We start from the raw sequence: 26,318 nt of genomic DNA on the forward strand, positions 1-26,318 counted from the left end.
AAGAACTTCCGGAGACACACACCATGGCCAAATGGACCCCCTTCCCCCACGCCGGCGACTACCAGTTCGACGCTGCGAGCGTCAAGAAGCACTGGGCACGACTGCATGGCGGTGATGCAGAACCCTGCCCCAAGGACGCAGCCGTGCTGGAAGCGTGGGCGCTGTTCCACAACGGAGACTTCGAGAAGGCTGCAGCAGCAGGCCTGGCCGCCGGTGGCGCAGGCATCACTGCGGCCAACAAAGCCACTTCCATCTACGCCAACTACCTGGAGCCCAAGGAAAAGACGCGCCTGGACCTGTTCATGCAAGTGGCCGAAAGGGCCGAGGCCCAGGCCGCCGCAGAACCGAACAATGCCAACGCCTGGTACTGGCATGCGTATGCTCTGGGCCGCTACAGCCAGGGCATCAGCGTGGCCAAGGCGCTGGCGCAAGGCCTGGGCGGCAAGGTGAAGGAGTCGCTGGAAAAGGCGATTGCCCTGTCACCCAAACATGCCGATGCACGCATCGCTCTGGGCGCCTTTCATGCCGAGGTGATCGACAAGGTGGGCTCGCTGATTGGTGGCATGACCTACGGCGCCAAGAAGGACACGGGCCTCAAGCTGTTTCAGGAAGCGCTCAAGCTCAACCCGGGCTCGGCCATTGCGATGATCGAGTACGCCAACGCACTGGTCATGCTGGAAGGCGACAAGAAGATGAAGGAAGCCACCGCGCTGTACGAAAAAGCCGCCACCGCCGAGCCCCTGGATGCCATGGAGCGGCTGGATGTGGAAATGGCGCGGAGCGAACTCGAAGAAGAATAAGTTCGGAACATCCCCCTGAGGCGCTTCGCGCCTTCGCCCTTCTCTCGACTGGCTACGCCATTCGGGAAGTAGGACGACACCTTCGCTGCGGGGCGGCCCTTGCTCGGTGTCCCTGGCGTGGGCAGCGCCAGTTTTGCAGGTCGATGATCCTAGAAAACCGCTTCGCACTGGTGCAGCGACGGCGTTACAAGGCCCTCAGCCCCCAAACCGCCGCGCAGCAATCTCCAGCAGTCCATCAAAAATCAGGTTGTCCACCAGTTCGAACGGCCGTGTCATGCTGGGTGCCATCTTCCAGCCCGCGCCGCCAGTCATGATGCAGGCGGGCTCCTGGCCGCAGTGCTGCAGCAGGTGCTGGTACATGCGCTCCACGGCCCCTGCGATGGCATAGGTGCCGCCACTGGTCAGGGCATCGCTGGTGTTGGTGGGAAAGGGGCGCACTTCACCGGTGGGCACATGCAGCCCGGCCGTGCCCGATTCGAGTGCGCGCAGCATGATGCCGTGGCCGGGCAAGATCAGGCCGCCCATGAAGCGGCCTTCGGTGTCGATGCATTCCACCGTCACGGCCGTGCCCACCATCACCACCACCAGCGGCCGTGCGGGGCCGCGTGCCAGCACATGGTGGCGCGCGCCGATCATGGCCACCCAGCGGTCGGAGCCCAGGCGCGAGGGGTGGTCATAGCCGTTGGTCAGCCCCGCCTCTTGCGCTGATGACACCACCCACGAGGGGGTGACGTCCCACAGCTCCATTTGCTCCTGAACGCGGCGTTTGACGGCATCTCCTGCCACCACGCAGCCCAACATGCGCTCCGGGTGCGGCAGCGAAGCCCAACTGCCTTCGGCCAGGCGGTCGATGTGGTCGAGGAATTCGGCGCCATGCGCGATCAGCGCAGCCCCGGGGCGGGGAGCGTCGTACAACGCCCATTTGAGACGGGTGTTACCGACGTCGATGGCCAGAAAAGTCATGCGGCGGATTATCCCGAGTTTTGGCATCGGGGCTGATCCCGCCGAGACAGCCCCACAGCGGCCCGCGCGGGAATGTGAAAAATCGTTTCACACCCTTCGTCTGACACGGGCGCGCCCTCAATTGCCGCTACAGTGGCCTCTCCTTTTTCTTTCTGCAACCTCAGGAGGTACGACATGGGTCTTTTCAGTTTCATCAAGGAAGCCGGTGAAAAGCTGTTTGGTGGTAAGGACGCGCAAGCTGCCACCGCCGCCGCTCCCACGCAGGATGAACTCAACGCCAAGGCGAGCAAGGCCATCGAGACCTACATCGCCGCGCAAAACCTAGGCGCTAGCAATGTGCAGGTGGCCTTTCAGGGCCCCGAAGGCAAGGTCACGGTGAAGGGCACCGCCCCCACCCAGGCCGCCAAAGAGAAGATCACCCTGTGCTGCGGCAACGTGGCCAGCGTGACCAGCGTCGAGAACCTGATGGAGGTGACCAACCCCGAGCCCGAAGCCCAGTACCACGACGTGGTGCGCGGCGACACGCTCAGCGCCATTGCCAAGAAGTTCTACGGCGACGCCAACAAGTACCCCGTGATCTTCGAAGCCAACAAGCCCATGCTGAGCCACCCCGACAAGATCTACCCCGGCCAGAAGCTGCGCATCCCGCCCCTGGCCAAGTAAGCCTTCTCGGCCTCAAGACCAAAGAGCTGCCAGCGCTTGTAAATCAGGCGCTGGCAGCTCTTTTTTTGATAGCTATTCAGCCCTGCTTCCACGGCAGGCCATGAAAGCGCCAGCCGCCCTTCTTGCCGCGCTGGCCTTGCGCATCCGCATCGCCTTCAAACCCTTCGAGGATGTTGTACGCAGTGATGCCCAGCTCGGTGGCGCGGCGCGCGGCGGCGATGGAGCGCACGCCGCTGCGGCACAGCAGCACGGCCCGCGCGCCCTCGGGCACGGCGGCGCGCATCTGGGTATCAAAGTCGGCGTTCATCGCCATGCCCGGCCATTGTTTCCAGGCCACGGCGGCGGCGCCGGGCACGTAGCCGACCCACTCGCGTTCGGCATCGCTGCGAACGTCCACCAGCACGGCCTGCCCGGCCTGCACCCATTGCCAGGCCTGCTGGGGCGTCACGTCACCGGCATAGCCGTCGGCGGGAGAAATCTTGGCTTCGGTCATCGTCAAGGTCCTTCTTTCAGTCCCACAAAGGGGCAGGTTCGTCGCGGAGATGGCTGCGCAGCTGGGCGTAGTCGGGCACCACGGTGGCCACGGTATCCCAGAAGCGGGGGCTGTGGTCCATCACGCGCAGGTGGGCCAGTTCGTGCGCCACCACGTAGTCGATGATGGCCGGGCGGTAATGCAGCAGGCGCCAGTTCAGGCGGATGGAGCCGTCGGCCTTGGCGCTGCCCCAGCGGGTGTTGGCGCTCGACAGGCGCAGGCTGGCCCAGCGCACGCCCAGGAGCGGCGCAAAGTGGTCCAGCCGCTCGGTGAAGTGGCGGCGCGCATCGCGCATCAGCCAGGCCTGCACGGCGTCGCGGATCTGCGCGGGGCTGGCGCTGTGGGGCAGGCCGATGTGCAGGCTGGGCTGTTCCGTGGCAGCGACCAACGCCCCGCCCTTGCCCGCAAAGCCGTGGCTGGGGTCCAGCACCACCGTCAAGGGCTCGCCCAGGTAAGGCAGCACCGCGCCATGGGCCCACACGATGCGGCCACCTTCCATGCGCTGCTGGCGCTCGCGCGCTTCGCCCAGCTTGCGCAGGATCCAGTCGGATTTTTCGCGCAGTGCAGAATCCACCGCGCCCAGCGTGACCCAGCTGGGTGCCCGCACCGACAGGCCGTCGGGCCCCACCGAGAAGCCGATGCTGCGGCGGCGCGCACGCTGCAGCGCATAGGCCACCACAGCATCGCCCAATAAGACCTCGCGGTTGGCTTGCGGGTGGCGGAATTCGGCGGGGGACAGCAACGAGGGCAGCGGCACTGCGGGTGCTGCTGGGCGTTGTACTATCGTTTTAGGAGCTACTGACGCATGATCCACTAGCGCTTGCGGCTGATTTGGCTTCAGACCCGCAGCCATGGGGCTGGGGGCTGCTGCAGGCGCGCCCGGCGGGTCGAACAGGTCCAGCGCCAGTTGCACAAGCCGCTGCATCACGGTCGGTTCACTTCCCGCTGTGGGCCGTCGTGTTGGACGCTGTGTTGGCCGCTGGGGCCGGGTAAGCATCGGGGTCCAGGCGGCGCATCTCGGCCTCGATCCAGGCCTCCACCTCGCGCATCAGTTCGTCGGGCTGGCGCCCCACGCTGGAGATGGGCTTGCCGATCGACACATCCACCACGCCGGGGCGCTTGATGAACGCCTTGCGCGGCCACACTTTGGCGGAGGTCACGGCGATCGGGATCACGGGCGCGCCCGTGTCGATGGCCAGGCGCGTGCCGCCGGTCTTGTAGTTGCCCTTCTGCCCCCGCTCAATGCGCGTGCCCTCGGGGAACATAATGATCCAGATGCCCTTGGCGAGCAGGTCCTTGCCCTGCTGCACCACCTTGTTGAAGGCCTGGGTGCGCTGGTTGCGGTCTATGTGGATCATGTCCAGCCGCCCGATGGCCCAGCCGAAGAAGGGCACGTGCAGCAGCTCCTTCTTGAACACGTAGGCCAGGGGGTGCGGCATGATCACCGGCATCAGGAAGGTCTCGTACGTGGACTGGTGTTTGACCAGCAGGATCGCGCCTTCGTTGGCGCCCTGCGGCAGGTTCTCCATGCCGGTCACCTCGGCGCGAATGCCCAGAACCACCCGCGCGCCGCTGATGCACAGCGACAGCCAGGCCCGCGCGATGCGGTACAGGGGCACACCGCGCACGCCCAGCAGCGTGCCCAGCATGATGGCCAGCGCGTAGGGCACCACGGTGATGCCCATCCAGAGAAGGTGAATGACGGAACGGATAAGAGCCATTGGAAAGTCTTTTAGGCCGCAAGCGCTAGTGGAATATGCGCTAACAGCTATCAATTAAATAGCATCAGGATGTTGCCACGCCTGTGATGCCCTGTCACGACAGCGGCAAGGGCGCTGCGCCCAAAGCGCCCACAGCACCTGTAGCACCAGGCACCACCGGCAGCAGCTGGTCCACAAAATCTGCGAGGCTGGCGTGCACTTGCGTGCCCGCTGGCAACCCCACAGGCAATGCCCCGCCCGGCCGCAAGGCGGCCGACTGGCCGGTGCACACCAGGTGCAACTGGGCCCCCAGGGCGGCACCCGCCTGCAAGTGGGCCTCGCAGCTGCCAACCACGCGGACCTCGTTGCGCTCCACGCCGTAGCGGTCGCAGATCTGCTCCAGCAGGCCCGGAGCGGGCTTGCGGCAGCTGCAGTCCTCGTCGGCCGCGTGGGGGCAATAGAACACCGCATCGATGCGCCCGCCCACCGCTGCCACCTGCCGATGCAGCTTGGCGTGGATGGCATTGAGCGCCATCACGTCAAACAGGCCCCGGCCCAGGCCCGGCTGGTTGGTGGCCACCACCACATGCCAGCCCGCATGGTTGAGGCGGGCAATGGCTTCGAGCGCGCCGGGCACTGCCGTCCATTCGTCGGCCGAGGTGATGTATTCGTCCCCCATCGGGTTGAGGGTGCCGTCGCGGTCGAGGATGGCGAGTTTCATAGGAGGGGTTTGCCTTGTGAGAACCACCAGCCTACCAGCACCCGGGGTCAGACCGCCAGACGGGACAGATCGGCCACGCGGTTCATGGCTTCGTGCAGCGTCTTGAGCAGGCCCTGGCGGTTCAAGCGCAGGTCCAGTTGCTCGGCGTTCACCATCACATCGTCAAAGAAAGCGTCCACGGGCGCGCGCAACACGGCCAGGGTCTGCAGGCTGGCGGTGTAGTCACCGGCATCGAACTGGGCGTTGGCTTCGGGCACAAAACGCTGCAGCGCGGCAAACAGATCCTGCTCGGCCTTTTCCTGCAGCAGCTGGGGATTGACGTGGGCATCCACCGGGCCTTCGACCTCGGCCTTTTTCAGGATGTTGCCCACACGCTTGTTGGCGGCAGCCAGGGCCGGGCTTTCGGGCAAGGCGGCGAAGGCGCGGACTGCCGCCAACTGCTTCTCAACCAGGGCCAAGCGCTGCGGGCGCAGGGCCAGCACGGCGTCCACCTCTTGCGCGCTGTAGCCTTGCTCGCGGAGGCTGCCGGCGAGGCGGTCGTAGATGAAGTCGGCGAGCTGCGCCGAGGCGTCGGTGATCTTGTCGCCAAAGGCGGGCACGGCACCGGCCAGCAGCGCGTTCAAATCGAGCGGCAGATCTTTTTCGACCAGCATGCGGATCACGCCCAGCGCGTGGCGGCGCAGCGCGAAGGGGTCACGGTCGCCCGTGGGCAGGTTGCCGATGCCGAACATGCCGACCAGGGTTTCGAGCTTGTCGGCCAGGGCCACCACCACACCTGCCGTGTTGCGGGGCAGCGCGTCGCCCGCAAAGCGCGGCTTGTAGTGGTCTTCAATCGCGTGCGCCACGGTCTCGCCCAGGCCGTCGTTGAGCGCGTAGTAGCCGCCCATGATGCCCTGCAGCTCGGGGAACTCGCCCACCATGTCGGTCACGAGGTCGGTCTTGGCCAGCAAAGCGGCTTGGTCAGCATCTGCCACCAATTGAGCGTCGCCCAGTTGTTGAGCGATGGCCTTGGCGATGGCGCGCACGCGCTCCACGCGCTCGCCCTGTGTGCCCAGCTTGTTGTGGTACACGACCTTGCCCAGACCTTCGACGCGCGAAGCCAGCGTCTTCTTACGGTCCTGGTCAAAGAAGAACTTGGCGTCGGCCAGGCGTGGGCGCACCACGCGCTCGTTGCCGCCGGTCACAAAGCTCGTGTCTTCGGGGCTGATGTTGCTGACCACCAGGAACTTGTTGGTGAGCTTGCCTGCGGCGTCCAGCAGCGGGAAGTACTTCTGGTTGGCCTTCATCGTGAGGATGAGGCACTCTTGCGGCACGCCCAGGAACTGCTCTTCAAACTGGCAGATGACCACATTGGGCCGCTCGACCAGCGCGGTCACTTCATCCAGCAGGGCTTCGTCTTCGATGGGACGGGCGCCGTTGCCGACCTTGGCAGCGGCAGCGGCCAGCTGGCGGGCGATCTCGGCCTTGCGCTCGGCAAACGAGGCAATCACGGCGCCGTCTTTTCGCAGCGTGGCGGCGTAGCTGTCGGCGTCCTGCAGCACCACGGGCGACACGGCAGCTTCAAAACGGTGGCCGGTGGTGCTGTTGCCGGCCGTCAGGCCCAGCGCCTTCACGGGCACCACCGTGCTGCCATGCAGCGCCACCAGGCCGTGCGCGGGGCGCACAAAGTTCACGCTGGTCCAGCCGGGCAGCTCGCAGTCGGTTTCAAGCTGGTAGCTCATCACCTTGGGGATGGGCAGCTTGGCAATGGCTTCATCGAGTGCCTTTTGCAAGCCAACTGTCAATGTCGCGCCGGGCACCACGCTGTCGTAGAACAGGGCTTCGGCCTTGCCGTCCTGAGCGCGCTTGAGCGCGGCCACGGCGGCTGCGGGGTTGGACACATCGGCGCCCAGCGCCTGCAGCTTTTTCAGCAGCGCGGGCGTGGCGTTGCCGTCCTTGTCCAAGCCGACGGTCACGGGCATGAGCTTTTGCTGCACGGCCTTGTCAGCGGCCTTGTCGGCCACGGCGGTCACGTGCGCAGCCAGGCGGCGGGGCGAGGCAAAGGGCGTGACCACCGAAGCAGCGCTGGCCAGGCCCAAGGCCTTGAGCTGGTCGCCCAGCACGGTGGCAAAGGCATCGCCCAGCTTCTGCAGCGCCTTGGGGGGCAGTTCTTCAACAAACAGTTCAACGAGGAGGTTTTGGGTCGTCATGTTCTTGTTCTTTCGCTCGTTCACGCGGCCTTTTTGACCATCTGTTCCACCCACTCGCGCGGCGCCATGGGGAAGCCCAGGCGCTCACGGCTGTCGTAGTAGCTCTGTGCCACGCTGCGGGCCAGGTTCCGGATGCGGCCGATGTAGGCGGCGCGCTCGGTCACGCTGATGGCGCCGCGTGCATCCAGCAGGTTGAAGCTGTGTGCGGCCTTGAGCACCTGCTCGTACGCGGGCAGCGCCAGCTGCTGCTCCATCAGGTACTTGGCCTGCTTTTCGTGCGCATTGAAGGCGGTGAACAAAAAGTCTGCGTCGCTGTGCTCGAAGTTGTAGGTGGACTGCTCCACCTCGTTTTGCTTGTACACGTCGCCGTAGCTCAGCGTGTCGGTCCACTTGAGGTTGTAGACGTTGTCCACCCCCTGCAGGTACATGGCCAGGCGCTCCAGGCCGTAGGTGATTTCGCCGGTGGCGGGCTTGCAGTCGATGCCGCCCACTTGCTGGAAGTAGGTGAACTGCGTGACTTCCATGCCGTTGAGCCACACCTCCCAGCCCAGGCCCCAGGCGCCAAGCGTGGGGTTTTCCCAGTCGTCTTCCACAAAGCGGATGTCGTTCTTCTTGAGGTCGAAGCCCAGGGCTTCGAGGCTGCCCAGGTAAAGCTCCAGGATGTTGGCCGGTGCGGGCTTGAGCACCACCTGGTACTGGTAGTAGTGCTGCAGGCGGTTAGGGTTCTCGCCGTAGCGGCCGTCCTTGGGGCGGCGGCTGGGCTGCACGTAGGCGGCCTTCCAGGGCTCGGGGCCGATGGCGCGCAGGAAGGTGGCGGTGTGCGAGGTGCCGGCGCCCACTTCCATGTCATAGGGTTGCAAAAGGGCGCAACCCTGCGCGTCCCAGTAGGACTGCAGCTTCAAAATGATTTGCTGGAATGTCAACATGGCGTCTGTGGCTGAGGCACTGGCAAGCCAGGGCCGGGCAAGTAAGGGGAAAGGAAGAAAACGCGGTGCGTGAGCAAACCCCAGGCCTGTCGCCCCACAAGGCAATCAGGGCGGGCATCGCGCGCGCAAACCGGTGATTTTACGGCGCCCCGCCGCGTGTGCTGCGGCAGCGCCCGCAACATCGGCCTGCGCCCATGAAAAAAGGCCGGAGCCCTTTTGGAGCCCCAGCCTTCCCAACCAGTCACGCGAGCTATAAGCCGGTGCGTACCGGTGGCCACACGGGTGTGGCCGTCAACGCATGCATCGCGTCAAAGCATGGCGTTCAAACCTCAGAACCGGGATCAATACTCCCAGAAAATGCGTTGCAGTTCCTTGCTGTCGTTGGTCTTGGTCAAAGCGACCATGGCCAGGATGCGGGCCTTTTGGGGGCGCAGGTCATGGGCCACCACCCAGTCATACTTGTCGTCAGGCTGCTCGGCATTGCGCAGCACAAAGCCATCGGGCACGCGGGCCGAGCGGATGATCTGCACGCCCGAAGCGCGCAGGGCCTTGAGCGAATCGACCGCCTGGGCAGCCACCGAGCCGTTGCCGGTGCCGGCGTGGATCAGCGCCTTGACGCCCGCCTTGCCGTAGGCGTCGATGCCGGTGGTGTTCATGTTGCCGTAGCCGTACACGATGTCCACAGCAGGCAGGGCCTTGATGTCGTCGATGTTGAACTCGGAGTTGGTGGTGTGGCGCTTGACCGGGGCACGGAACCAGTAGTTCTTGCCTTCCACCACCATGCCCAGCGGGCCCCACTGGCTCTTGAAGGCCTCGGTCTTGATGTTGATGGTCTTGCTCACGTCGCGACCGCTCTGGATCTCGTCGTTCATCGTGACCAGCACGCCCTTGCCGGCAGCGTCCTTGCTGGCGGCCACGGTCACGGCGTCGTACAGGTTCAGCGCGCCGTCGGCCGACAGGGCCGTGCCGGGGCGCATGGAGCCGACCACCACGATGGGCTTGTTGGTGCGCACGGTGAGGTTCAGGAAGTACGCGGTTTCTTCCAGCGTGTCCGTGCCGTGGGTGATGACGATGCCGTCCACATCGGCCTGCTTGGCCAGGGCCGACACGCGCTGGCCGAGGCGCAGCAGGTGCTCGTTGGTGAAGCTCTCGGAGGCGATCTGGAACACCTGTTCACCCGACACCTTGGCCACGTTGGCCAGCTCGGGCAGGCCCGCCAGCAGCTTGTCCACCGGCACCTTGGCGGCAGCATAGGTCGCGCTGTTGGCGGCCGAGGCGCCCGCACCGGCAATGGTGCCGCCCGTGGCCAGCACCACCACATTGGGCTTGGCCGCCTGCGCCATGGCGACGGCAGAGGCAGCGGACAACAGCAAACCCGCGAGCCAGCGGCTGGCGGTGGGGGAGGAAGCAATGCGCATGAAGAGGTCTCCAGATTTTTTTGGGGTCGCAGCGCGTGTTGCGCCGCTTTGTTCAAAACCGCCGGTCAAGCGGTGCCGCATCCTATGAGAAACCAGAACACAGTCATGCGGAATAATTGACCCACCCTTATGAATTGGGCTCACACCCCTGAATGGCCGTTTGACGACCGTCAAGAGCCCATCGGCCCACGCCACGAAACGAATCCGCCATGAACTTGCGACAGCTGGAAGTTTTTCAGGCCGTGCTGCAAACCGGCAACATGAGTGCTGCCGCACGCCTGCTGTGCATCACCCCTTCGGCCGTCAGCAAGGCCGTGGCACACACCGAGCTGCAGCTGGGCTACCGGCTGTTCAACCGCTCGCCGGCAGGCCTGACCCCGACCCCCGAGGCCCAGGTGCTGGCCACCGAGTCCACCGGCATCTACCGGCAGCTGGACGCCCTCAAACGCACTGCGCGCAACCTGGCGACCAGTGATTCGGACGATGTGCGGCTGGGCGCCATCCCTTCCATCACCCACGAGTTTCTGCCGCGCCTGCTGCAGCACCATGCCGAGCAGCATCCGCAGGTGGGTGTGGAGGTGCGCACCATCCACCAGGACCAGATGACGCAGGCCCTGCTCACGCGCAGCGTGGACTTTTGCCTGGGTTTCTACAAACACCCTCACCCACAAATTGCGAGCGACCTGTTGGTCAGTGGTCGCCTGTACCTGGCGGTCGCGACCAGCGTGTGGGCGCGTGCACCCCGTGCCGCCAGCCCCGGTGCGCGGCTGGCGCAGGTGCCCGTGATCCGCCTGGTGGGCGACGACCCCATGCGCCAGGCGATTGACGACATCGCACACCGCCTCGGTTCCCCCGCCGGGCCCGGCATCCAGGTGCAGACATCGCGCCTGGCACTGGAGCTGGTGCGCCGGGGCATGGGCTGGACGGTGGTGGACTTTCTCACCGCCAAAGGGCTGGACCCGGCGCAGATGGTGGCGCAGGAGCTGCACGAACTGGCGCCCATGTCGCTGTACAGCTACCACGCGCGCGCCTTTCCGCCCGGGCTGCAGGCCACGCGCATGCTGGGCATGCTGCCCGCCTTGCTGCACGAGGCCCTGCAGCCCAACCCCAAGGCCACCAGGCGCTGAGCGTGGTCGTTCACGCCATGAAAAACGGCCTGCCCGTCCGAAGACAGGCAGGCCGTGGCGCAAGCCAAACCATCGCTCCGCGAGGGAGCGAGGCGGTCAGTCGTTCCAGCGTCGCAGCACCAGGCTGGCGTTGGTGCCGCCAAAGCCGAAGCTGTTGGACAGCACGGTGGTCAGCTGGGCATCGCGCGTCTGGGTGACCAGGGGCATGTCACCCAGGGCCGGGTCAGGTGTCTCGACATTGGCCGAGCCAGCGATGAAGCCCTTGTTCAGCATGATCATGCAGTAGATGGCCTCTTGCACGCCCGTGGCACCCAGCGAGTGGCCGGTGAGCGACTTGGTGGACGAGAACGGAGGCACCTTGTCGCCAAACAGGGCACGCATGGCGCGCACTTCCTGCATGTCGCCCACCGGGGTGGAGGTGCCATGGGTGTTGATGTAGTCGATGGGCGCGTCGAGCCCCTCCATGGCCTGCTGCATGCAGGCAATGGCACCGTCACCGGAAGGGGCCACCATGTCTTCGCCATCGCTGGTAGCGCCAAAGCCCACCACCTCGGCCAGGATGTTGGCACCACGGGCCAGGGCGTGGTCCAGGCTCTCCAGCACCACAGCGCCGCCGCCGCCGGCGATCACGAAGCCGTCGCGGTTCGCGTCGTAGGCGCGTGAGGCCTTCTCGGGGGTTTCGTTGTACTTGCTGGACATGGCACCCATGCCGTCGAAAAGCAGCGACATGCCCCAGCTCAGCTCTTCACCGCCGCCCGCAAACATCACGTCCTGCACGCCCCAGGCGATCTGCTGCGCCGCAGCGCCGATGCAGTGCGCCGAGGTGGAGCACGCCGAGGTGATGGAGTAGTTGATACCCTTGACCTTGAAGTTGGTGGCCAGGCAGGCGGACACGGTGGAGCTCATGCAGCGCGTGACCTGGTAAGGCCCCACGCGGCGGATGCCCTTCTCGCGCAACGTATCGGCTGCTTCGATCTGGTTGGCGGGCGAGCCGCCGCCCGAGCCCATGATGAGGCCGGTGCGCGGGTGGCTGACCTGCGCGGGCGTCAAACCCGCCTGCTGGATGGCGTCTTCCAGGGCGATCTGCGCATAGGCCGCCGCGTCGCCCATGAAGCGCAGCTGCTTGCGGTCGATGCGCGCTTCAATGTCGATCTCGGGAGCGCCACCCACCTGGCTGCGCAGGCCCAGCTCCTTGAACTTCTCCACGGCCTTGATGCCGCTGGTGCCTGCACGCAGCGAGGCCTCCACGGTGGCCAGGTCGTTGCCAATGCACGAGACGATGCCCGCGCCAGTGATGACTACACGCTTCTTGGTGGTCATGCTGCGTCCTTGTCGTCGCCCTCGCGCTTGAACAGACCCACGCGCAGGTCGTTGGCTACATAGATTTCCTTGCCGTCGGCCAGCAGGCGGGCGTCGCCGATGGCCATGACCAGCTTGCGCTTGATGACGCGCTTGATGTCTATTTCGTAGGTGACCAGCTTCACGTCCGGCCCCACTTCGCCGGTGAACTTGACCTCACCCGCGCCCAGCGCGCGGCCCCGGCCTGGCAGTTGCAGCCAGGTCAGGTAAAAGCCGATGAGCTGCCACATGGCATCCAGGCCCAGGCAGCCGGGCATGACCGGATCACCCTGGAAGTGGCAGGCAAAGAACCACAGGTCGGGCTTGACGTCGAGTTCGGCACGGATCTTTCCCAGCCCGTGCGCGCCACCATCGCCGTCGATGTGCGTGATGCGGTCAAACATCAGCATGGGTGGCAGCGGCAGTCGCCCGCTGTCAGCGCCGAACAGCCGGCCTTCGCCCGAGGCGATCAGTTGTTCGTAGGAAAAGGAATCTGCCATGTTCAGTCGTGCTCCAGAACGGCGGGAGGCCCGCCTCAAATCATCGTTTTACGCAACACCAGCCCCCGGTTGCGGGGCTCTATTATCAAGGCATAGGGAGCCGCCTCTAAACACCGGCCTGCGCGGGCCCCTGCGCAAGCAGGCGCAATGCCTGACCTGGATCAATCGCCAAGCGCCCTTCGGCCCCTGGCGGCGACCATGGCAACCAGCAGCGCCAGAGCCCCCAGGCCCCACAGCGGCCACAGCCCCCAGCGGGACACCCACCATGCATAAGGTGTGATGGACCAGCCACTCTGTGCGTCCAGCCCCCGGCCCTGCACCTCGCCTTTGAGCACGCCGCGCGTGTAGCGGGCCAGCTGGTGCGTGACCACGCCCCGGTGGTCGATGATGACCGTGGCGCCCGTGTTGGTGGCGCGCACCATGGGGCGCTCGAACTCCAGCGCTCGCATGCGGCTGATGTGCAGGTGCTGGTCAATCGCCAGGGTGTCGCCAAACCAGCCAATGTTGCTGAAGTTGACGAACACCGTGGGCGCCTGGGCCGGGTCGATGAACCGTGCACCCAGCTCCTCGCCAAACAGGTCTTCGTAGCAGATGTTGGGCGCAATGCGCTGCCCCGCCACAGCAAAAGAGGCCTGGCCCACCGTGCCCCGGTTGAAGTCGCCCAGCGGGATGTTCATCATCTCCGTGAACCACTTGAAGAACGGCGGGATGAACTCGCCAAACGGCACCAGGTGGTGTTTGTCGTAGCGGTACGGCTCGGCCTGCGTGGCAGCACTCATGCCCAGTACGGAGTTGGTATAGCCCTGGGCCTCATCCCCCAGCGGGATGCCCACCATCGCGGCCTGGCTGCCTTGTGCATAGCGTTGCTGGATGCCCTCCAGATACCCGGGAATGAGCTGTTGCGGTAACAACGGAATAGCAGTCTCGGGCGCCACCACCAGGTCGGCCTGGGCGTTGCGCAAGGCCTCGGCATACCACTGCAGGGCCACGGGCACGCCGCTGCCGGGCTGGAATTTTTCGTCCTGGGGGATATTGCCCTGGAGCAGCTCCAGGCTCAGGGGCGCCGGGCGGCGATGCGCCGGGGTGTGGCACAGGTCCACGGCGCAATGCCGGTCTACCGTGGCCCAGGCCTGCAGCCCCCCCATTGCCAGCAGCAGCGCCCACCAGCGCACGCTGCGCAGGTCGGCCGCGCGCACTTGCACCAGGCCCATTGCCAACGCAGCGGCCACGGCACTGATGCCATACACCCCCGTGTAGCGGGCCAGCACCGCCAGGGGCCCGTCCACATGCGCATAGCCGCCTGCGCCCCACGGGAACCCCGTCCACCAGATGCCCCGCGCCAGCTCAGCCAGCAACCAGAGCGCTCCGAAAAAGAGAGCGCCTCCGCCACGATGTACCGGCGCATAGCGGCAAAAGAGTGCCAAAGCGGCTGCGTAGTAGCTGGCCAGAAACGCTGCCAGGCCCAGCACCGCAGCCACCGCCAGCGGCGCGGGCAGGCCGCCATACGAATGCATGGAGATGAACAGCCACCAGAAGGTACCCGCCAGCCAGGCGGTGCCAAAAACCCCGCCGAGGATTGCGCCCCGCTGCCAGCGCACTGTGTAGGCCCCTAGATACGCGCCTGCGGCAGGCCGCACCAGCCAGGCCAGCACCGCCATCGACACCAGTTGCAGCCACCACAGGGGTTGACCGTTACCCGGCCAAGCCAGTGAGGCGGCCTGGGCCAGGCCCGCGACCAGCGCGAGCAGCAGTTGCGGCAGCAGCGGCCAGTTCGCCGTCTGAGAGTGCCGCGACATCAGTCGGCGGCGTCGGTGGCTTCGACCCGGGACACCTTGAACCAGCGCACCGCACCGCCCTTGGTGTGCAGCACCACAAAGTGCAGGCCGCTGAGCTGAAGGTGCTCGCCGCGCTTGGGCACATGGCCCATCTCGTGGGCGATCAGGCCGCCGATGGTGTCGAAATGCTTGTCCGGGTCGCTGCCTGCAATGGCCACCTCGAAGGCTTCGGCCACGCGTTCAATCGGCGTGTCGCCGCTCACCCGGTAGGTGCGGTCGGCCAGGCCAAAGATGTCGCCCTGGTCTTCGGGGATGTCGAACTCATCCTCGATCTCCCCCACGATCTGCTCCAGCACATCTTCGATGGTGATGAGCCCGGCCATGCGCCCAAACTCATCGATCACGATGGCCAGGTGGTTGCGGTTGCCCCGGAACTCGCGCAGCAGGTCGTTCAAGCCCTTGCTCTCGGGCACAAAGGCTGCGGGGCGCAGCAGCGCGCGGATGTTGAGCTCTGGTGCGCGCTGTAGCTTGAGCAGGTCCTTGGCCATCAGGATGCCGATGATGTTCTCGCGCTCGCCCTGGTACACCGGAAACCGTGAATGCGCGGTGCTGATCACGAGGTGCAGCAGCTCGTCAAAGGGCGCATCGATGTTGACGAGATCCATGCGCGGAGCGGCCACCATCACGTCGCCCGCAGTCATGTCGGCCATGCGGATCACGCGCTCCAGCATCACGCGCGATTCGGCGCCGATGACCTCGTTGTCCTCGGCCTCGGCCAGGGTTTCGATGAGTTCTTCCGTCGAATCCGGTCCAGGGTGGATGAACTCGGCCACTTTCTGCAGGAAGCTGCGCTTGTCTTCCCTCTCGGGCGGTCGCCCGGGGTGCGCGGGGTGCGGGTCAGACACTGTTTGAGAGCGTGTTATGCACTTTTGCGTGCCCACGAAAGCCGGGGAAAGGCCCGGCAACTAGGCGCAGGACGTGCAGCGGTATGAATACCGCAAACGTGCTGCAACAACGTGGCCGGGCCTTTCCCCGGCTTTCCCAAAGGGTTGGGCCCTGAGGCCAGCGCTCGCATCGTTGCGGACCTCGCCAAGGCGACCAGCCTTGGCAGTGGCCCGCGCCTCACGATCACTGGCCTCAGGGCCCAACGTGGGTACGAAAAAGTGCGTAACACGCTCTTTGGTGCAGGACGTGCGGTAGTGAATCAGGCCCCTAGGATAGCGGATTGCCGTGACAGCCGGCCACCACCGGCGTCACGGCCGGGGGCGTGACCGCCATGGCTCACTCGGCCGACTGGTGGCGCGCGTGCTGCACGCCGCTGCGCACTTCCTGCACGCTGGCCAGGAAATCCCAGAACTGCTTGGCCTGCTTCTTGAGCTGGTAGTCCACCTCGGCGAACTGCTGCTCGACCATTTCGGTCATGCGCGTGTCGAGGCTGGCGGGCGGAATCTGCAGGTAAGCCTCGGACTCGGACCCATCGCGGCGCACCGTGGCACCGGCGTTGCGCGCGATCTTGAGCATGGCGGTGTTTTCAGACAGCGCATGGATGAACACCATGTTCACGCCCTCATTGCGCGCATGCATCACGGCGCGCTCGAACAGGCGCGCACCAAAGCCACGGCCCCGCGCCTGCTTGAGCACGGACACGCCAAACTCGGCACACGGCTTGTGTTCGGGGTTTTCCGAGAACGCCAGGTGCGCCATGGCGATGAGCTCCAGGCGGCGGTTGTAAATGCCAAAGATTTCGTCGCGCTCGAAGTTGAGCTGCTCGGCGTAGCGGCGGATCTGCTCGTCGTTGGCGGCATAGCCAAAGCGCAGGTAGCGGTCTGCAGGCTCCAGTTGCAGCAGGTGCTGGGTGATCCGCTCCCGATAGGAGGGGCCCAGGGAGCGGATAGGAACCATCACGGGCGTCTCCTGCTGGTGGATGTGAATGTCAGAGGCAGAAGAGCCGCCGGTTACCGGGCGCAGCATGTCCCGGCCTGCGTACCAGGATGCCTTGAGCCAGTCTTTGGTTGCGAACATGTCGCCAAATATAAGGGTTTTCCCTCATCTTTTCCAGTCCAAATTGCTGCGCCGCAACAAAATAGTGATCCGACTCAAAATACCGTTAAATCGGCCCTAAGCGCTAGAAGCTCATGCCTCAATAGCTATCAATTTAAGAGTATCTGTACCCCAAATCTCCTCTGCAGGGGTCGCAGACGCGACGGCTGGAGCGGCTGCACTCCACTCTGCGCCAGGCCGTCTTTACACAGGGCAGAGCGTAAAGCGCGGACCGTCCTACGGCAACCTCCGCCACATCAATAGACGCCACAGCGAGTCACGCCTGTGACCTGCCCGGGTGCATCCCAGGGCCAAGGCCCGCGCCGGGTTACACCGGCACGGCCGTGGTCGCCTTCACGCGGTCGAGCACAAAGCTGGTCTTGCAGTCCTGCACGCTGGGGTGCTTGAGCAGGGTGTCCATGATGAAGCGGCTGTAGTGCGCCATGTCGGCCACCACCACGCGCAACAGGTAGTCCATTTCGCCGGTCAGCGATGCGCACTCCACCACCTCGGGCCAGGTCTGCACGCTGGCGCGGAACAGGTCCATGGGGTTGCGTTTGTGGCTTTCGGTGTGTTTTTCTAGCCGTACGTTCAGGTACGCCGTGAGTCCCAGCCCCACCGCCTCGGGCTGCACCAGGGCCACGTAGCGGTGAATCACGCCGCTGTCCTCCAGCCGCTTGACGCGGCGCAGCACCGCGCTGGGCGACAGACCCACCTGCTCTCCGATGACGTCGTACGTCTCGCGGCCGTTGTCCTGCAGGCGGCGCAGGATGGCGCGGTCCAGCTTGTCGAGTGCGTCAAAGGCTTTCATGGCGCAGGATTTTACGAACAACTGCACAGTTTCTGCATGCTGCGGCGCACACGCGGGTATGTCCCGATAGTGACTCCGGGGGCTGAATACAAGAATTGATCTCGCAAAAAAGAACGGTCGTTCGTTTTTGCAAGCATAAGAAACCATACCAACGGAGACAAACACATGACCGGATTTTTCAGCAGCTTTTTGCGGCGACTGGTGCTGGCAGCCACAGCGGGGTTGCTGCTGCTGGGCGTGGGCGCGCAGGCGCAAACAGGCTATACCCAGACGCGCTACCCCATCGTGCTGGTGCACGGCCTGTTCGGCTTTGACTCGGCCCTGGGCATCGACTACTTCTACGGCATCCCCGATGCGTTGCGCCAGGGCGGCGCCAAGGTCTACGTGGCCCAGGTGTCGGCCGCCAACAGCACCGAGGTGCGCGGCGAGCAGCTGCTGGCGCAGGTCAAGACCATCCTCGCGCTGACCGGGGCGTCCAAGGTCAACCTCGTGGGTCACTCGCACGGTGGCCCCACCACCCGCTATGTGGCCGGTGTGGCGCCACAGCTGGTGGCATCGGTCACGTCGATCGGCGGCGTGAACCGGGGTTCGCGCGTGGCTGACATCCTGCGCGGCGTGGCGCCCGCAGGTTCGGTGTCCGAAGCCGTGGCCAGCGCCGCCGCCAAGGCGCTGGTGGGTCTGATCAACCTGACCTCCGGCGGCACGGGCCTGCCCCAGATGCCCACGGCGGCGCTGGACTCGCTGACCACCGCTGGCTCGGCCAAGTTCAACAGCCGCTTCCCCCAAGGCGTGCCCACCTCTGGCTGCGGCAGCGGCGCCGAGCTGGTTAACGGCGTGCGCTACTACTCCTGGACCGGCACCCTGCCCCTGACCAACGTGCTCGACGCCAGCGACGCCCTGCTGGCCACGCTGAGCCTGACCTTTGGCGAAGCCAACGACGGCCTGGTGTCGGCCTGCTCGTCGCGCCTGGGCAAACACCTGGGCGACTACCGCCAGAACCACCTCGACGAAGTCAACCAGCTGCTGGGCCTGCGCGACTGGTTCTCCACCGACCCGGTGACGCTGTACCGCCAACACGCCAACCGCCTCAAGCAACAAGGCCTGTAAGCCATGGCCCAGCCCTCGCGCACCTGGGCGGTTGCCGCCGCAGTCCTGGCCCTCACCACGGTCGCCGTGGTGTGGTGGCTGGGGGGCCCTGCCGGGTTGGGCGCGGGGGATACACATCAGCCACCCGGGGGGGCGGTCGCCGCCTCCGCCGGTGCCCAGGTACAACCCTCGCCAGCACAGGGCGCGGACCACAGTTTTTTTGCACGCCGCCGCGCCATCACCACCAACGGCCCGGCCGACCCCCTGCTGGTGCACGGCCTGCGCGATACGCTGGAAGCCCTGCTGATGGAAGCGGGCGACGCCAGCGACCCAGCCACGCTCAAACAGCGCCTGGCCGCGCTGGTCAACCGGCATTTCCCCGCCGCCCTGGCCACGCGAGCCCTGGCACTGGCCGAGCGCTACGTGGACTACCGTGTGGCCCTGGGCAGCTTGCGTGCGCCGCAGGACCTGTCCGACCCACGCGCACTGCGCGACGCGCTGGAGGCGCGCCACAAGGTGCGCCTGCAGTTTTTTGACGACGCCGAATACGACGCCCTGTTTGCCCGCGAGGCCGACCTGGATCGCTACACCCTGGCACGCCTGGAGATTGAGCGCAACACCCAGCTCAGCCCCGAGCAGCGCGCCCAGGCGCTGCAGGCGGCAGACAACGAACTCTCCGCCGAGCGCCGCGCCGAACGCAGCACCGCCACCGAACACATGGCCGCCGCCGCGCAGACGGCCGCGTTCAACGCGAGCAATGCCGACGAACGCACCCGCTACGCCGCCCGCAGCGCGCAATACGGCCAGGCCGCCGCGCAGGCCATGGCCCAGCTGGACCGGGAGGAGCAGCACTGGAACCAGCGCCTGAACCAGTACAGCCAAGCCCGCGCGCAACAGGGCGAGGGCCCTGGCCTGCAGCAATTGCGCCAGCAGCTTTTCTCGCCCGAGGAGCAGCAACGCATCGACGCCGCGCTGGCGCTGCGCCGGCTCAACGCGGGTAGTTCGGGCTCCTAGCTCTTATGGCACCGACGCAGCCCGGGGCGGCAATCCAGCGGCAGCGCGCCGCCAGACTGCGCGAAATTTTGACCATTCACAAGATTCCTGCAAATCAAGCGGCCAAGCCTCTTGATTTCGCCAGAAACATGAGGCAGGCCGCGCCTACAGTCCATGACATTCATCAACGAATGCCGGAGACACCCCATGAACGCCGCCCTGCCGCAAGAAACCGCCGCCCAGCTTCAAGCCTGGGACAACCCCATGGGCCTGATGGGCTTCGAGTTCGTCGAATTCACCTCGCCCCAGCCCGGCGTGCTGGAGGCGGTGTTTGAAAAGCTCGGTTTCACCCTGGTCGCCAAGCACCGCTCCAAGGATGTGGTGCTGTACCGCCAGAACGGCATCAACTTCATCCTGAACCGCGAGCCCCACAGCCAGGCCGCGTACTTTGGCGCCGAGCACGGCCCCTCGGCCTGCGGCCTCGCCTTCCGTGTGAAGGATGCGCACAAGGCCTACAACCGCGCGCTGGAACTGGGCGCCCAGCCCATCGAGATCCCCACCGGTCCCATGGAGCTGCGCCTGCCCGCCATCAAGGGCATTGGCGGCGCGCCGCTGTATTTGATCGACCGCTTTGAAGACGGCAAGTCCATCTACGACATCGACTTCGAATTTATCGAAGGCGTGGACCGCCGCCCCGTGGGCCATGGGCTGAACGAGATCGATCACCTCACGCACAACGTGTACCGCGGCCGCATGGGCTTCTGGGCCAACTTCTACGAGAAGCTGTTCAACTTCCGCGAGATCCGCTACTTCGACATCCAGGGCGAATACACGGGCCTGACCTCCAAAGCCATGACCGCGCCCGACGGCAAGATCCGTATCCCGCTGAACGAAGAGTCCAAGCAGGGTGGCGGCCAGATCGAAGAATTCTTGATGCAGTTCAACGGCGAAGGCATCCAGCACATCGCGCTGATCTGCGACGACATCCTGGCCACCGTGGACAAGCTGCAGATGGCCGGCGTGCCCATGGCCCCGGCCCCCAACGACATCTACTACCAGATGCTCGAAGGCCGCTTGCCCGGCCATGGCCAGCCCGTCGGCGACCTGCAGTCGCGCGGCATTTTGCTTGACGGCACCACCGCCGACGGCACGCCGCGCCTGCTGCTGCAGATTTTCTCGACTCCCATGCTGGGCCCCGTGTTCTTCGAGTTCATCCAGCGCAAGGGCGACTACCGCGACGGCTTTGGCGAAGGCAACTTCAAGGCCCTGTTTGAATCGCTGGAGCGCGACCAGATCGCCCGTGGCGTGCTAGAGGCCAAGAAGGCCTGAACGGGAGCGAACGCCATGGCCACCGAGTCGGTTGTCAAACCCGTCGTGTACGGCGCCAGCGAGCGCCCCCCGCGTGGCAACTACAGCCGCGCCAATGCCGACTACACCTGCACCCAGGATTACGCGAGCTATACCGCCGCCGACCACGACACCTACCGCCGCCTGTACGAGCGCCAGCGCGCCCTGCTGCCGGGACTGGCCAGCCAGGCGTTCATCGACGCCCTGCCCTCGCTGGGCGCGAGCGACCGCATTCCGCGTTTTGAAGAGGTGAACGAGCGCCTCTACAAAGCCACAGGCTGGGAGCTGGTGGGCGTGCCGGGGCTGATCCCCGAGGTGCCGTTTTTCACCTTGCTGGCCAACCGCAAATTCCCGGTGACGGACTGGATCCGCAAGCCCGAGGAGTTCGAGTACATCGTCGAGCCCGACATTTTTCATGACCTGTTCGGCCATGTGCCGCTGCTGTTCAACCCGGTGTTTGCCGACTATGTGCAGCGCTACGGCCAGGGCGGGCTGAAGGCGCAGGGGCTGGGGTCGTGCGAGATGCTCTCGCGTTTGTACTGGTACACGATCGAGTTCGGGCTGATCCGCGAGGCCGGGCAGTTGCGGGCGTATGGCGCGGGGATTTTGAGTTCGTCGGGGGAGCTGGCGTATTCGGTGCAGAGCCCGGAGCCGCAGCGCATTCCGCTGCAACTGGAGCGCACCATGCGCACGCGCTACAAGATCGATACGTACCAGCAGACGTATTTTGTGATCGATAGTTTTGAGCAGCTGTTTGAGATGACGGCAGCGGACTTTGCGCCGATCTATGAGCGGCTGCGGGGGTTGCCGGAGTTTGCCGCGGATGAGCGGGAGGCTGTGGCGGCTTGATTTTTGGTGGTATTGGCTGCTAGCGCTAGTGATTCATGCCTTGGCAGCAACTTTTTTAATAGCATTTCTTCTGCATCCGGCAATACCTGGCTGAGGTTGTTGGAGCTTGTGGATGAATTGGGCTCTGTGCCTGGGTTAAGGGCGGAGGCCGGGAGTCGCCCGGCGTGCGAGTAACTTTCTTTCGCGTCGCCGAAAGAAAGTCACCAAAGAAAGGGCGACCCTACTGCGCGCGTCCCTTCGCTGCGCTACGGGCAACCTGCGATGCTCGGACAGGGGGTGCGCCGCAGAACTCACTGCGCGCTACGCGCTCCGTTCAAACAACTGCGGCAAGTCAGTGCACGAAGTGCGTGTGTCCTTCGGCACACGCACGCACCCCCTGCCCTGCGCTTCTCGGCACGCGCAGAAGGGAACCCCAAAACGGACATCCACACGGGCCATTGCTTCGCTGCACGGCGCTCGGCCCCGTCTGGCGGGCGCACGCGCCACGCGCTGCGCAAACTGGGCCGAGCGCAGCGATGGCCCGAATGGATGTCCGGCTGTTTGGATGTTCGGCTGCCCACCCCCTGCTGGCTGCGCCTGCGGCGGGGCGGTTGTGGGGTGAGCATGGGCGTCGGAGCGCCCATGCTTTGTGAACTGACTCGCCGTGGATGTCCGAGCGGCGCGCGGAGCGCAAAGCGAGTTCCACGGCGCACCCCGCAACCGACTCGACGCAGGTTTGCCCCTTCGCTCCGCGAAGGGGTCGCAGACTGGGGGTCGCCTTTTCTTTGGTGACTTTCTTTTGGCGAAGCAAAAGAAAGTTACTCGCACGCCGGGCGACTCCCGGCCTCCGCCCTCAACAAAGGCACACCACCCAATCAGCACACTCAACCAAACACTACAAAATCAATAGCTACCAACGCTTTATAGACAGGCGCTAGCAGCCCAAAATTCCAAAGAATCACCCTCGACTTATCTCCTCCAGACAAGCCTCCATCACCCCAGGGTCAAACGCCATCTGCACATGCGCAACCCCTTCCACCAACCGGTGCTCCGCCCCCGCTAACGCCGCCGTAGTTGCCGGAAACACGATGTTGTCGCAGTTCGAATACCAGCAGGTAAACAACGCCGCCCGCCCCGCAGGCTCCGCCCGCTGCAACGCCACCACCCAGTCCCCCGCCAGGCTCATCTGCCGCCCATTCACCGCCCGGCTGAACCGCCCCAGCCACGTCCCTCCATGCGGCGTGCCCAACGTCAACACCCGGTGCACCCGCCCGTCCGCCTGGTGCGCCCGCAGCCACGCCCGCGCCGCCAACCCGCCCATGCTGTGGCACAACAACACCGGTGCCTGCCCCGTGGCCGCCGTCACCTTGCGCACAGCGTCTTCAATGATGTCCGCATACTCGTCAATCGAGCCCATCACCGGCTCCAGATTGACCGCCACATAGGCATGCCCCCGCACCTGCAACTGCGCCAACCACGGCAGCCACAGCCCCCGGTTGCACATGAACCCATGCACCAGCACCACGCCGCGTTTTCCGGTCGGCTGCGCAGGCAGCCAGTCGGGTACGGACTGGTGGCGAAACGGCTGGCGCCAGCAAAACACCATCAACGCCACCCACACCTCGGCCCACCAGGCACCCCCCACCTGCGACAGGCGGGCACGCGGCGCGGCGTCGGTGCGGTTGGTGATGTGCATCAGTACAAACTCCACCGCCATCACCACCAGGTACAGACACAGCGGTATCAAAGCCCCCAGCACGGCACGCCAGGGTGAATGGGGCCATTGCCACACCAGCCAGGCGGCCATCGCCAGCAGGATGCACAGAAGAAGGATTCGTTGCCAGCGCGCGATCATCATGATGGTGGTGATGGGCAAATGTTGTAATGGACCAGCCGCATTGTGCGGTCTGACCACAGCCCGACACCGCACCCCGCAGAACGCTGAAAGGACCCCGCCCCATGGATGCCGCCCAGACCATCCGCGATGCCATTGCCGACGTGACCGCCCTGCGCCTGCACCGCACGGGCGACCCGGCGCTGGGGGCGGCGGTGGGCAGCGTCAAAAGCCTGCAGGCGCGGCGCTTTCGGGGCACCTATGCGGACCTGATGGACTCGCCTGCGTTCGGTCCCGCAGCGCGGTTTTTTCTGGAAGAGCTGTACAGCGACACCGACTACACCGACCGCGACCAGCAGTTTGGCCGCATCGCGGGCACGCTGCAGACCATGTTCCCCCAGCCGGTCGTCAACACGGCCGTGGCCCTGGCAGTGCTGCACGCGCAGACCGAGGAGCTGGACCAGGACATGGGCCGCGCCTGGCTTGCGCATGAGGGTGCCGATGCGGCCAGCGACGCCGCCCGCTACGCCGCCGCCTGGCGCGCCGTGGGCCAGCGCCATGCGCGCCAGCAGCAGCTGCAGCGCGTGCTGGCCATGGGCAATGACCTGACGCGCCTCACGCGCACGCCCGGGCTGCGGATGATGCTGCGCATGATGCGCGGCCCGGCCAACGCGGCGGGCATGGGCGCGCTGCAGAAGTTTCTGGAGGCCGGGTTTGACACCTTCGGCCAGCTTGCGCGCCAACGCGGCGGGGTGGAGCAGTTTCTGGCCACCATCGAGCAGCGTGAGCGGGCGCTGATGGATTTGCTCTTCGACGCCGATCCTGTCACCTGCGGGACCCAGCTTAACCACACACTAGGACAAGCCCGATAGCCCGTTGCGCCCCCGCCTTCCACAATCTGTGCCCACCTATCAATGGCATTTGGCGAGCACAAGGAAACACGCGCATGGAAAAGATCTGGCTCAAGAGCTACCCCCCGGGCGTCCCGCATGACGTGAAGCCCGAGCAATACCGCTCTGTGGCCCACCTGCTGGAAGAGTCGTTCCGCAAACACGCATCGAGCCCGTTCTCGGTCTGCATGGACCAGTGGATGACCTATGGCGAGCTGGAACGCCGCTCGGCCGCGCTGGGCGCCTATCTGCAGAGCCTGGGGCTGGAGCCCGGCGCGCGCGTGGCCATCATGCTGCCCAACATCCCGCAGTTTGGCGTGACCATGGCCGCCGTGCTGCGCGCTGGCTACACCTGCGTGAACGTGAACCCGCTGTACACCGCCCGCGAGCTGGAGCACCAGCTCAAGGACTCGGGCGCTGCGGCCATCGTGATCCTGGAGAATTTTGCCCACACGCTGGCCGAGGTCGTGGACCACACCGCCGTCAAGCATGTGGTGATGGCGTCCATGGGCGACCTGCTGGGCTTCTGGTTTGGCAAATGGATCACCTTTGCCGTGCGCCACCTGGCCAAGATGGTGCCTGCGTATGACCTGCCGCTGTCCAATGGGCGCAAGGTGGTTACGTTCAAGAAGGCGCTGTCGCTGGGCGAGCACAAGTCGCTCGCACCCAGCCAGGCCACGCTGGATTCGATTGCCTTCCTGCAGTACACCGGTGGCACCACGGGCCTGTCGAAAGGCGCGGTGCTCACCCACCGCAACATCGTGGCCGCCACGCTGCAGGCCGAGGCGTGGTTCACGCCCGCGCTGTCCAAGGTGGGCGACCTCTCCAAGGCCAACAGCATTGCCGCGCTGCCGCTGTACCACATCTTCGCGCTCACGCTGTGCCTGCTGGCCATCCGCCAGGGCTCCAGCCTCACGCTGATCCCGAACCCGCGCGACATTCCCAAGTTCATCGCCGAACTCAAGAAGCGCCCCTTCCACATGCTGCCTGCGGTGAACACGCTGTTCAACGCGCTGCTGCAAAACCCGCAGTTCAGGACGCTGGACTTCTCGCACCTGTGCGTGTCGCAGGCCGGGGGCATGGCGGCCAGCGAGGGCACGGCCAAGCAGTGGCAGAAGGTGACCGGCAGCACCATGATCGAAGGCTGGGGCATGAGCGAGACCTGCGCCATCGGCACCAACAACCCGGTGATCAGCACCACCTTCAGCGGCAACATCGGCCTGCCGCTGCCGGGTATCGACATTGCCATCAAGGACGACGAAGGCAACAGCCTGCCCCAGGGCGAGTCGGGCGAGATCTGCATCCGCGGCCCCAATGTGATGGTGGGCTACTACAACCAGCCCGAAGAGAACGCCAAGGCCTTCACGCCCGACGGCTTCATGCGCACGGGCGACATCGGCATCATGGACCCGCAGGGCTACACCCGCATCATCGACCGCAAGAAGGACATGATCCTGGTGAGCGGCTTCAACGTGTTCCCCAACGAGCTGGAGCAGGTCATCAGCCTGTGCCCCGGCGTGGTCGAATGCGCGGCCATCGGCGTGCCCGACGAGAAACAGGGCGAGGCCATCAAGGTGTTCATCATCAAGAGCGACCCGGCCCTGACCGAGGACGAAGTGGCCAACTACTGCCACCAGAACCTCACCGGCTACAAGCGCCCCAAGTACATCGAGTTCCGCGACGAGCTGCCCAAGAGCAATGTGGGCAAGATCCTGCGCAGGGAATTGCGCAAGGCTTGACCTTGTTAATGGGCGCGGCGGCCCGAACGCCGCACCCGGCAACCTCCCCCAGGGCGCTTCGGCGCCCTTTTTCTTGGGCGCAAAAACTGCAAACCGCT

The 26,318-nt window shown here is 65.4% G+C and carries 24 protein-coding genes; 9 read left to right on the forward strand and 15 right to left on the reverse strand.

Annotated features, from left to right (window positions below; genetic code table 11):
• The first annotated feature begins 23 nt into the window (after window positions 1-23).
• Window positions 24-800, forward strand: coding sequence for a hypothetical protein (locus tag ACODSU_RS12565; protein ID WP_476016167.1), 777 nt, complete (start codon window positions 24-26; stop codon window positions 798-800).
• Between the two features lie 195 nt (window positions 801-995).
• On the opposite strand, the gene ACODSU_RS12570 is transcribed toward ACODSU_RS12565, so the two are convergent.
• Entirely contained in the window at window positions 996-1,763 is a 768-nt protein-coding gene (locus tag ACODSU_RS12570) for a type III pantothenate kinase (protein WP_110961509.1), read from the reverse strand.
• A 174-nt stretch (window positions 1,764-1,937) separates the two neighbouring features.
• Here ACODSU_RS12570 and lysM point away from each other — a divergent pair, with 174 nt between their 5' ends.
• Window positions 1,938-2,426 (forward strand): peptidoglycan-binding protein LysM, encoded by a 489-nt coding sequence (gene lysM / locus ACODSU_RS12575; RefSeq protein ID WP_015012417.1) that lies wholly within the window; start codon window positions 1,938-1,940, stop codon window positions 2,424-2,426.
• 76 nt (window positions 2,427-2,502) lie between these two features.
• Here the strand turns inward: lysM and ACODSU_RS12580 are convergent, their stop codons facing one another.
• The 7 genes from ACODSU_RS12580 to ACODSU_RS12610 all read right to left on the reverse strand — a co-directional run bounded on the left by ACODSU_RS12580 (window position 2,503) and on the right by ACODSU_RS12610 (window position 9,912).
• Window positions 2,503-2,919, reverse strand: coding sequence for a rhodanese-like domain-containing protein (locus ACODSU_RS12580; RefSeq protein WP_209816275.1), 417 nt, complete (start codon window positions 2,917-2,919; stop codon window positions 2,503-2,505).
• Window positions 2,920-2,935: 16 nt separating this feature from the next.
• The gene (locus tag ACODSU_RS12585; protein WP_488842551.1) at window positions 2,936-3,883 is read right to left on the reverse strand and encodes a M48 family metallopeptidase; all 948 of its coding nucleotides are present in this window, start codon (window positions 3,881-3,883) and stop codon (window positions 2,936-2,938) included.
• Window positions 3,884-3,893: 10 nt separating this feature from the next.
• A complete protein-coding gene (locus ACODSU_RS12590; RefSeq protein ID WP_488842552.1) occupies window positions 3,894-4,679 on the reverse strand; it encodes a lysophospholipid acyltransferase family protein in 786 nt (261 codons plus the stop codon).
• A 94-nt stretch (window positions 4,680-4,773) separates the two neighbouring features.
• A complete protein-coding gene (gene gmhB / locus ACODSU_RS12595) occupies window positions 4,774-5,379 on the reverse strand; it encodes a D-glycero-beta-D-manno-heptose 1,7-bisphosphate 7-phosphatase (RefSeq protein WP_209816278.1) in 606 nt (201 codons plus the stop codon).
• Window positions 5,380-5,426: 47 nt separating this feature from the next.
• A complete protein-coding gene (glyS, locus tag ACODSU_RS12600; RefSeq protein WP_488842553.1) occupies window positions 5,427-7,568 on the reverse strand; it encodes a glycine--tRNA ligase subunit beta in 2,142 nt (713 codons plus the stop codon).
• Window positions 7,569-7,588: 20 nt separating this feature from the next.
• Window positions 7,589-8,494, reverse strand: a complete 906-nt coding sequence (gene glyQ, locus ACODSU_RS12605; RefSeq protein ID WP_060985268.1) for a glycine--tRNA ligase subunit alpha — start codon at window positions 8,492-8,494, stop codon at window positions 7,589-7,591.
• 341 nt (window positions 8,495-8,835) lie between these two features.
• Window positions 8,836-9,912: a type II asparaginase gene (locus tag ACODSU_RS12610; RefSeq protein ID WP_056647122.1), complete on the reverse strand. Its 1,077-nt coding sequence runs from the start codon at window positions 9,910-9,912 to the stop codon at window positions 8,836-8,838.
• Window positions 9,913-10,121: 209 nt separating this feature from the next.
• On the opposite strand from ACODSU_RS12610, the gene ACODSU_RS12615 reads away from it, so the two are divergent.
• Window positions 10,122-11,039, forward strand: a complete 918-nt coding sequence (locus ACODSU_RS12615) for a LysR family transcriptional regulator (protein ID WP_488842554.1) — start codon at window positions 10,122-10,124, stop codon at window positions 11,037-11,039.
• A 96-nt stretch (window positions 11,040-11,135) separates the two neighbouring features.
• Here the strand turns inward: ACODSU_RS12615 and fabB are convergent, their stop codons facing one another.
• The 6 genes from fabB to ACODSU_RS12645 all read right to left on the reverse strand — a co-directional run bounded on the left by fabB (window position 11,136) and on the right by ACODSU_RS12645 (window position 17,503).
• Complete coding sequence (gene fabB / locus ACODSU_RS12620; protein ID WP_488842555.1) at window positions 11,136-12,359, reverse strand: beta-ketoacyl-ACP synthase I; 1,224 nt, start codon at window positions 12,357-12,359, stop codon at window positions 11,136-11,138.
• Complete coding sequence (gene fabA, locus ACODSU_RS12625) at window positions 12,356-12,877, reverse strand: 3-hydroxyacyl-[acyl-carrier-protein] dehydratase FabA (protein ID WP_015012407.1); 522 nt, start codon at window positions 12,875-12,877, stop codon at window positions 12,356-12,358. The genes fabB and fabA overlap by 4 nt, the downstream gene beginning before the upstream one ends.
• A gap of 161 nt (window positions 12,878-13,038) precedes the next feature.
• The gene (gene lnt, locus ACODSU_RS12630) at window positions 13,039-14,673 is read right to left on the reverse strand and encodes an apolipoprotein N-acyltransferase (protein ID WP_488842556.1); all 1,635 of its coding nucleotides are present in this window, start codon (window positions 14,671-14,673) and stop codon (window positions 13,039-13,041) included.
• The gene (locus ACODSU_RS12635) at window positions 14,673-15,557 is read right to left on the reverse strand and encodes a CorC family transporter (protein WP_422848638.1); all 885 of its coding nucleotides are present in this window, start codon (window positions 15,555-15,557) and stop codon (window positions 14,673-14,675) included. The genes lnt and ACODSU_RS12635 overlap by 1 nt, the downstream gene beginning before the upstream one ends.
• 376 nt (window positions 15,558-15,933) lie before the next feature.
• Window positions 15,934-16,674 (reverse strand): GNAT family N-acetyltransferase, encoded by a 741-nt coding sequence (locus ACODSU_RS12640; protein WP_015012404.1) that lies wholly within the window; start codon window positions 16,672-16,674, stop codon window positions 15,934-15,936.
• 346 nt (window positions 16,675-17,020) lie between these two features.
• Window positions 17,021-17,503: an Lrp/AsnC family transcriptional regulator gene (locus ACODSU_RS12645; protein WP_015012403.1), complete on the reverse strand. Its 483-nt coding sequence runs from the start codon at window positions 17,501-17,503 to the stop codon at window positions 17,021-17,023.
• A gap of 165 nt (window positions 17,504-17,668) precedes the next feature.
• On the opposite strand from ACODSU_RS12645, the gene ACODSU_RS12650 reads away from it, so the two are divergent.
• The 4 genes from ACODSU_RS12650 to phhA all read left to right on the forward strand — a co-directional run bounded on the left by ACODSU_RS12650 (window position 17,669) and on the right by phhA (window position 21,778).
• The gene (locus ACODSU_RS12650) at window positions 17,669-18,610 is read left to right on the forward strand and encodes an esterase/lipase family protein (RefSeq protein WP_488842557.1); all 942 of its coding nucleotides are present in this window, start codon (window positions 17,669-17,671) and stop codon (window positions 18,608-18,610) included.
• A gap of 3 nt (window positions 18,611-18,613) precedes the next feature.
• Window positions 18,614-19,603 carry a lipase secretion chaperone gene (locus tag ACODSU_RS12655; RefSeq protein ID WP_488842558.1) on the forward strand — a complete coding sequence of 330 codons (990 nt, stop codon included), beginning with the start codon at window positions 18,614-18,616 and terminating at the stop codon, window positions 19,601-19,603.
• 186 nt (window positions 19,604-19,789) lie between these two features.
• On the forward strand, window positions 19,790-20,911 hold the full coding sequence (hppD, locus tag ACODSU_RS12660; protein WP_488842559.1) for a 4-hydroxyphenylpyruvate dioxygenase: 1,122 nt from the start codon (window positions 19,790-19,792) through the stop codon (window positions 20,909-20,911).
• A gap of 15 nt (window positions 20,912-20,926) precedes the next feature.
• A complete protein-coding gene (phhA, locus tag ACODSU_RS12665) occupies window positions 20,927-21,778 on the forward strand; it encodes a phenylalanine 4-monooxygenase (RefSeq protein WP_060986841.1) in 852 nt (283 codons plus the stop codon).
• Window positions 21,779-22,715: 937 nt separating this feature from the next.
• Here the strand turns inward: phhA and ACODSU_RS12670 are convergent.
• Window positions 22,716-23,612, reverse strand: a complete 897-nt coding sequence (locus tag ACODSU_RS12670; RefSeq protein WP_488842610.1) for an esterase/lipase family protein — start codon at window positions 23,610-23,612, stop codon at window positions 22,716-22,718.
• Window positions 23,613-23,716: 104 nt separating this feature from the next.
• On the opposite strand from ACODSU_RS12670, the gene ACODSU_RS12675 reads away from it, so the two are divergent.
• Window positions 23,717-24,463 (forward strand): FFLEELY motif protein, encoded by a 747-nt coding sequence (locus tag ACODSU_RS12675; protein ID WP_488842560.1) that lies wholly within the window; start codon window positions 23,717-23,719, stop codon window positions 24,461-24,463.
• A 74-nt stretch (window positions 24,464-24,537) separates the two neighbouring features.
• On the forward strand, window positions 24,538-26,220 hold the full coding sequence (locus tag ACODSU_RS12680; RefSeq protein ID WP_488842561.1) for an AMP-binding protein: 1,683 nt from the start codon (window positions 24,538-24,540) through the stop codon (window positions 26,218-26,220).
• The last annotated feature ends 98 nt before the right edge of the window (window positions 26,221-26,318 follow it).

It is taken from the genome of Acidovorax sp. FG48 (assembly GCF_057809085.1).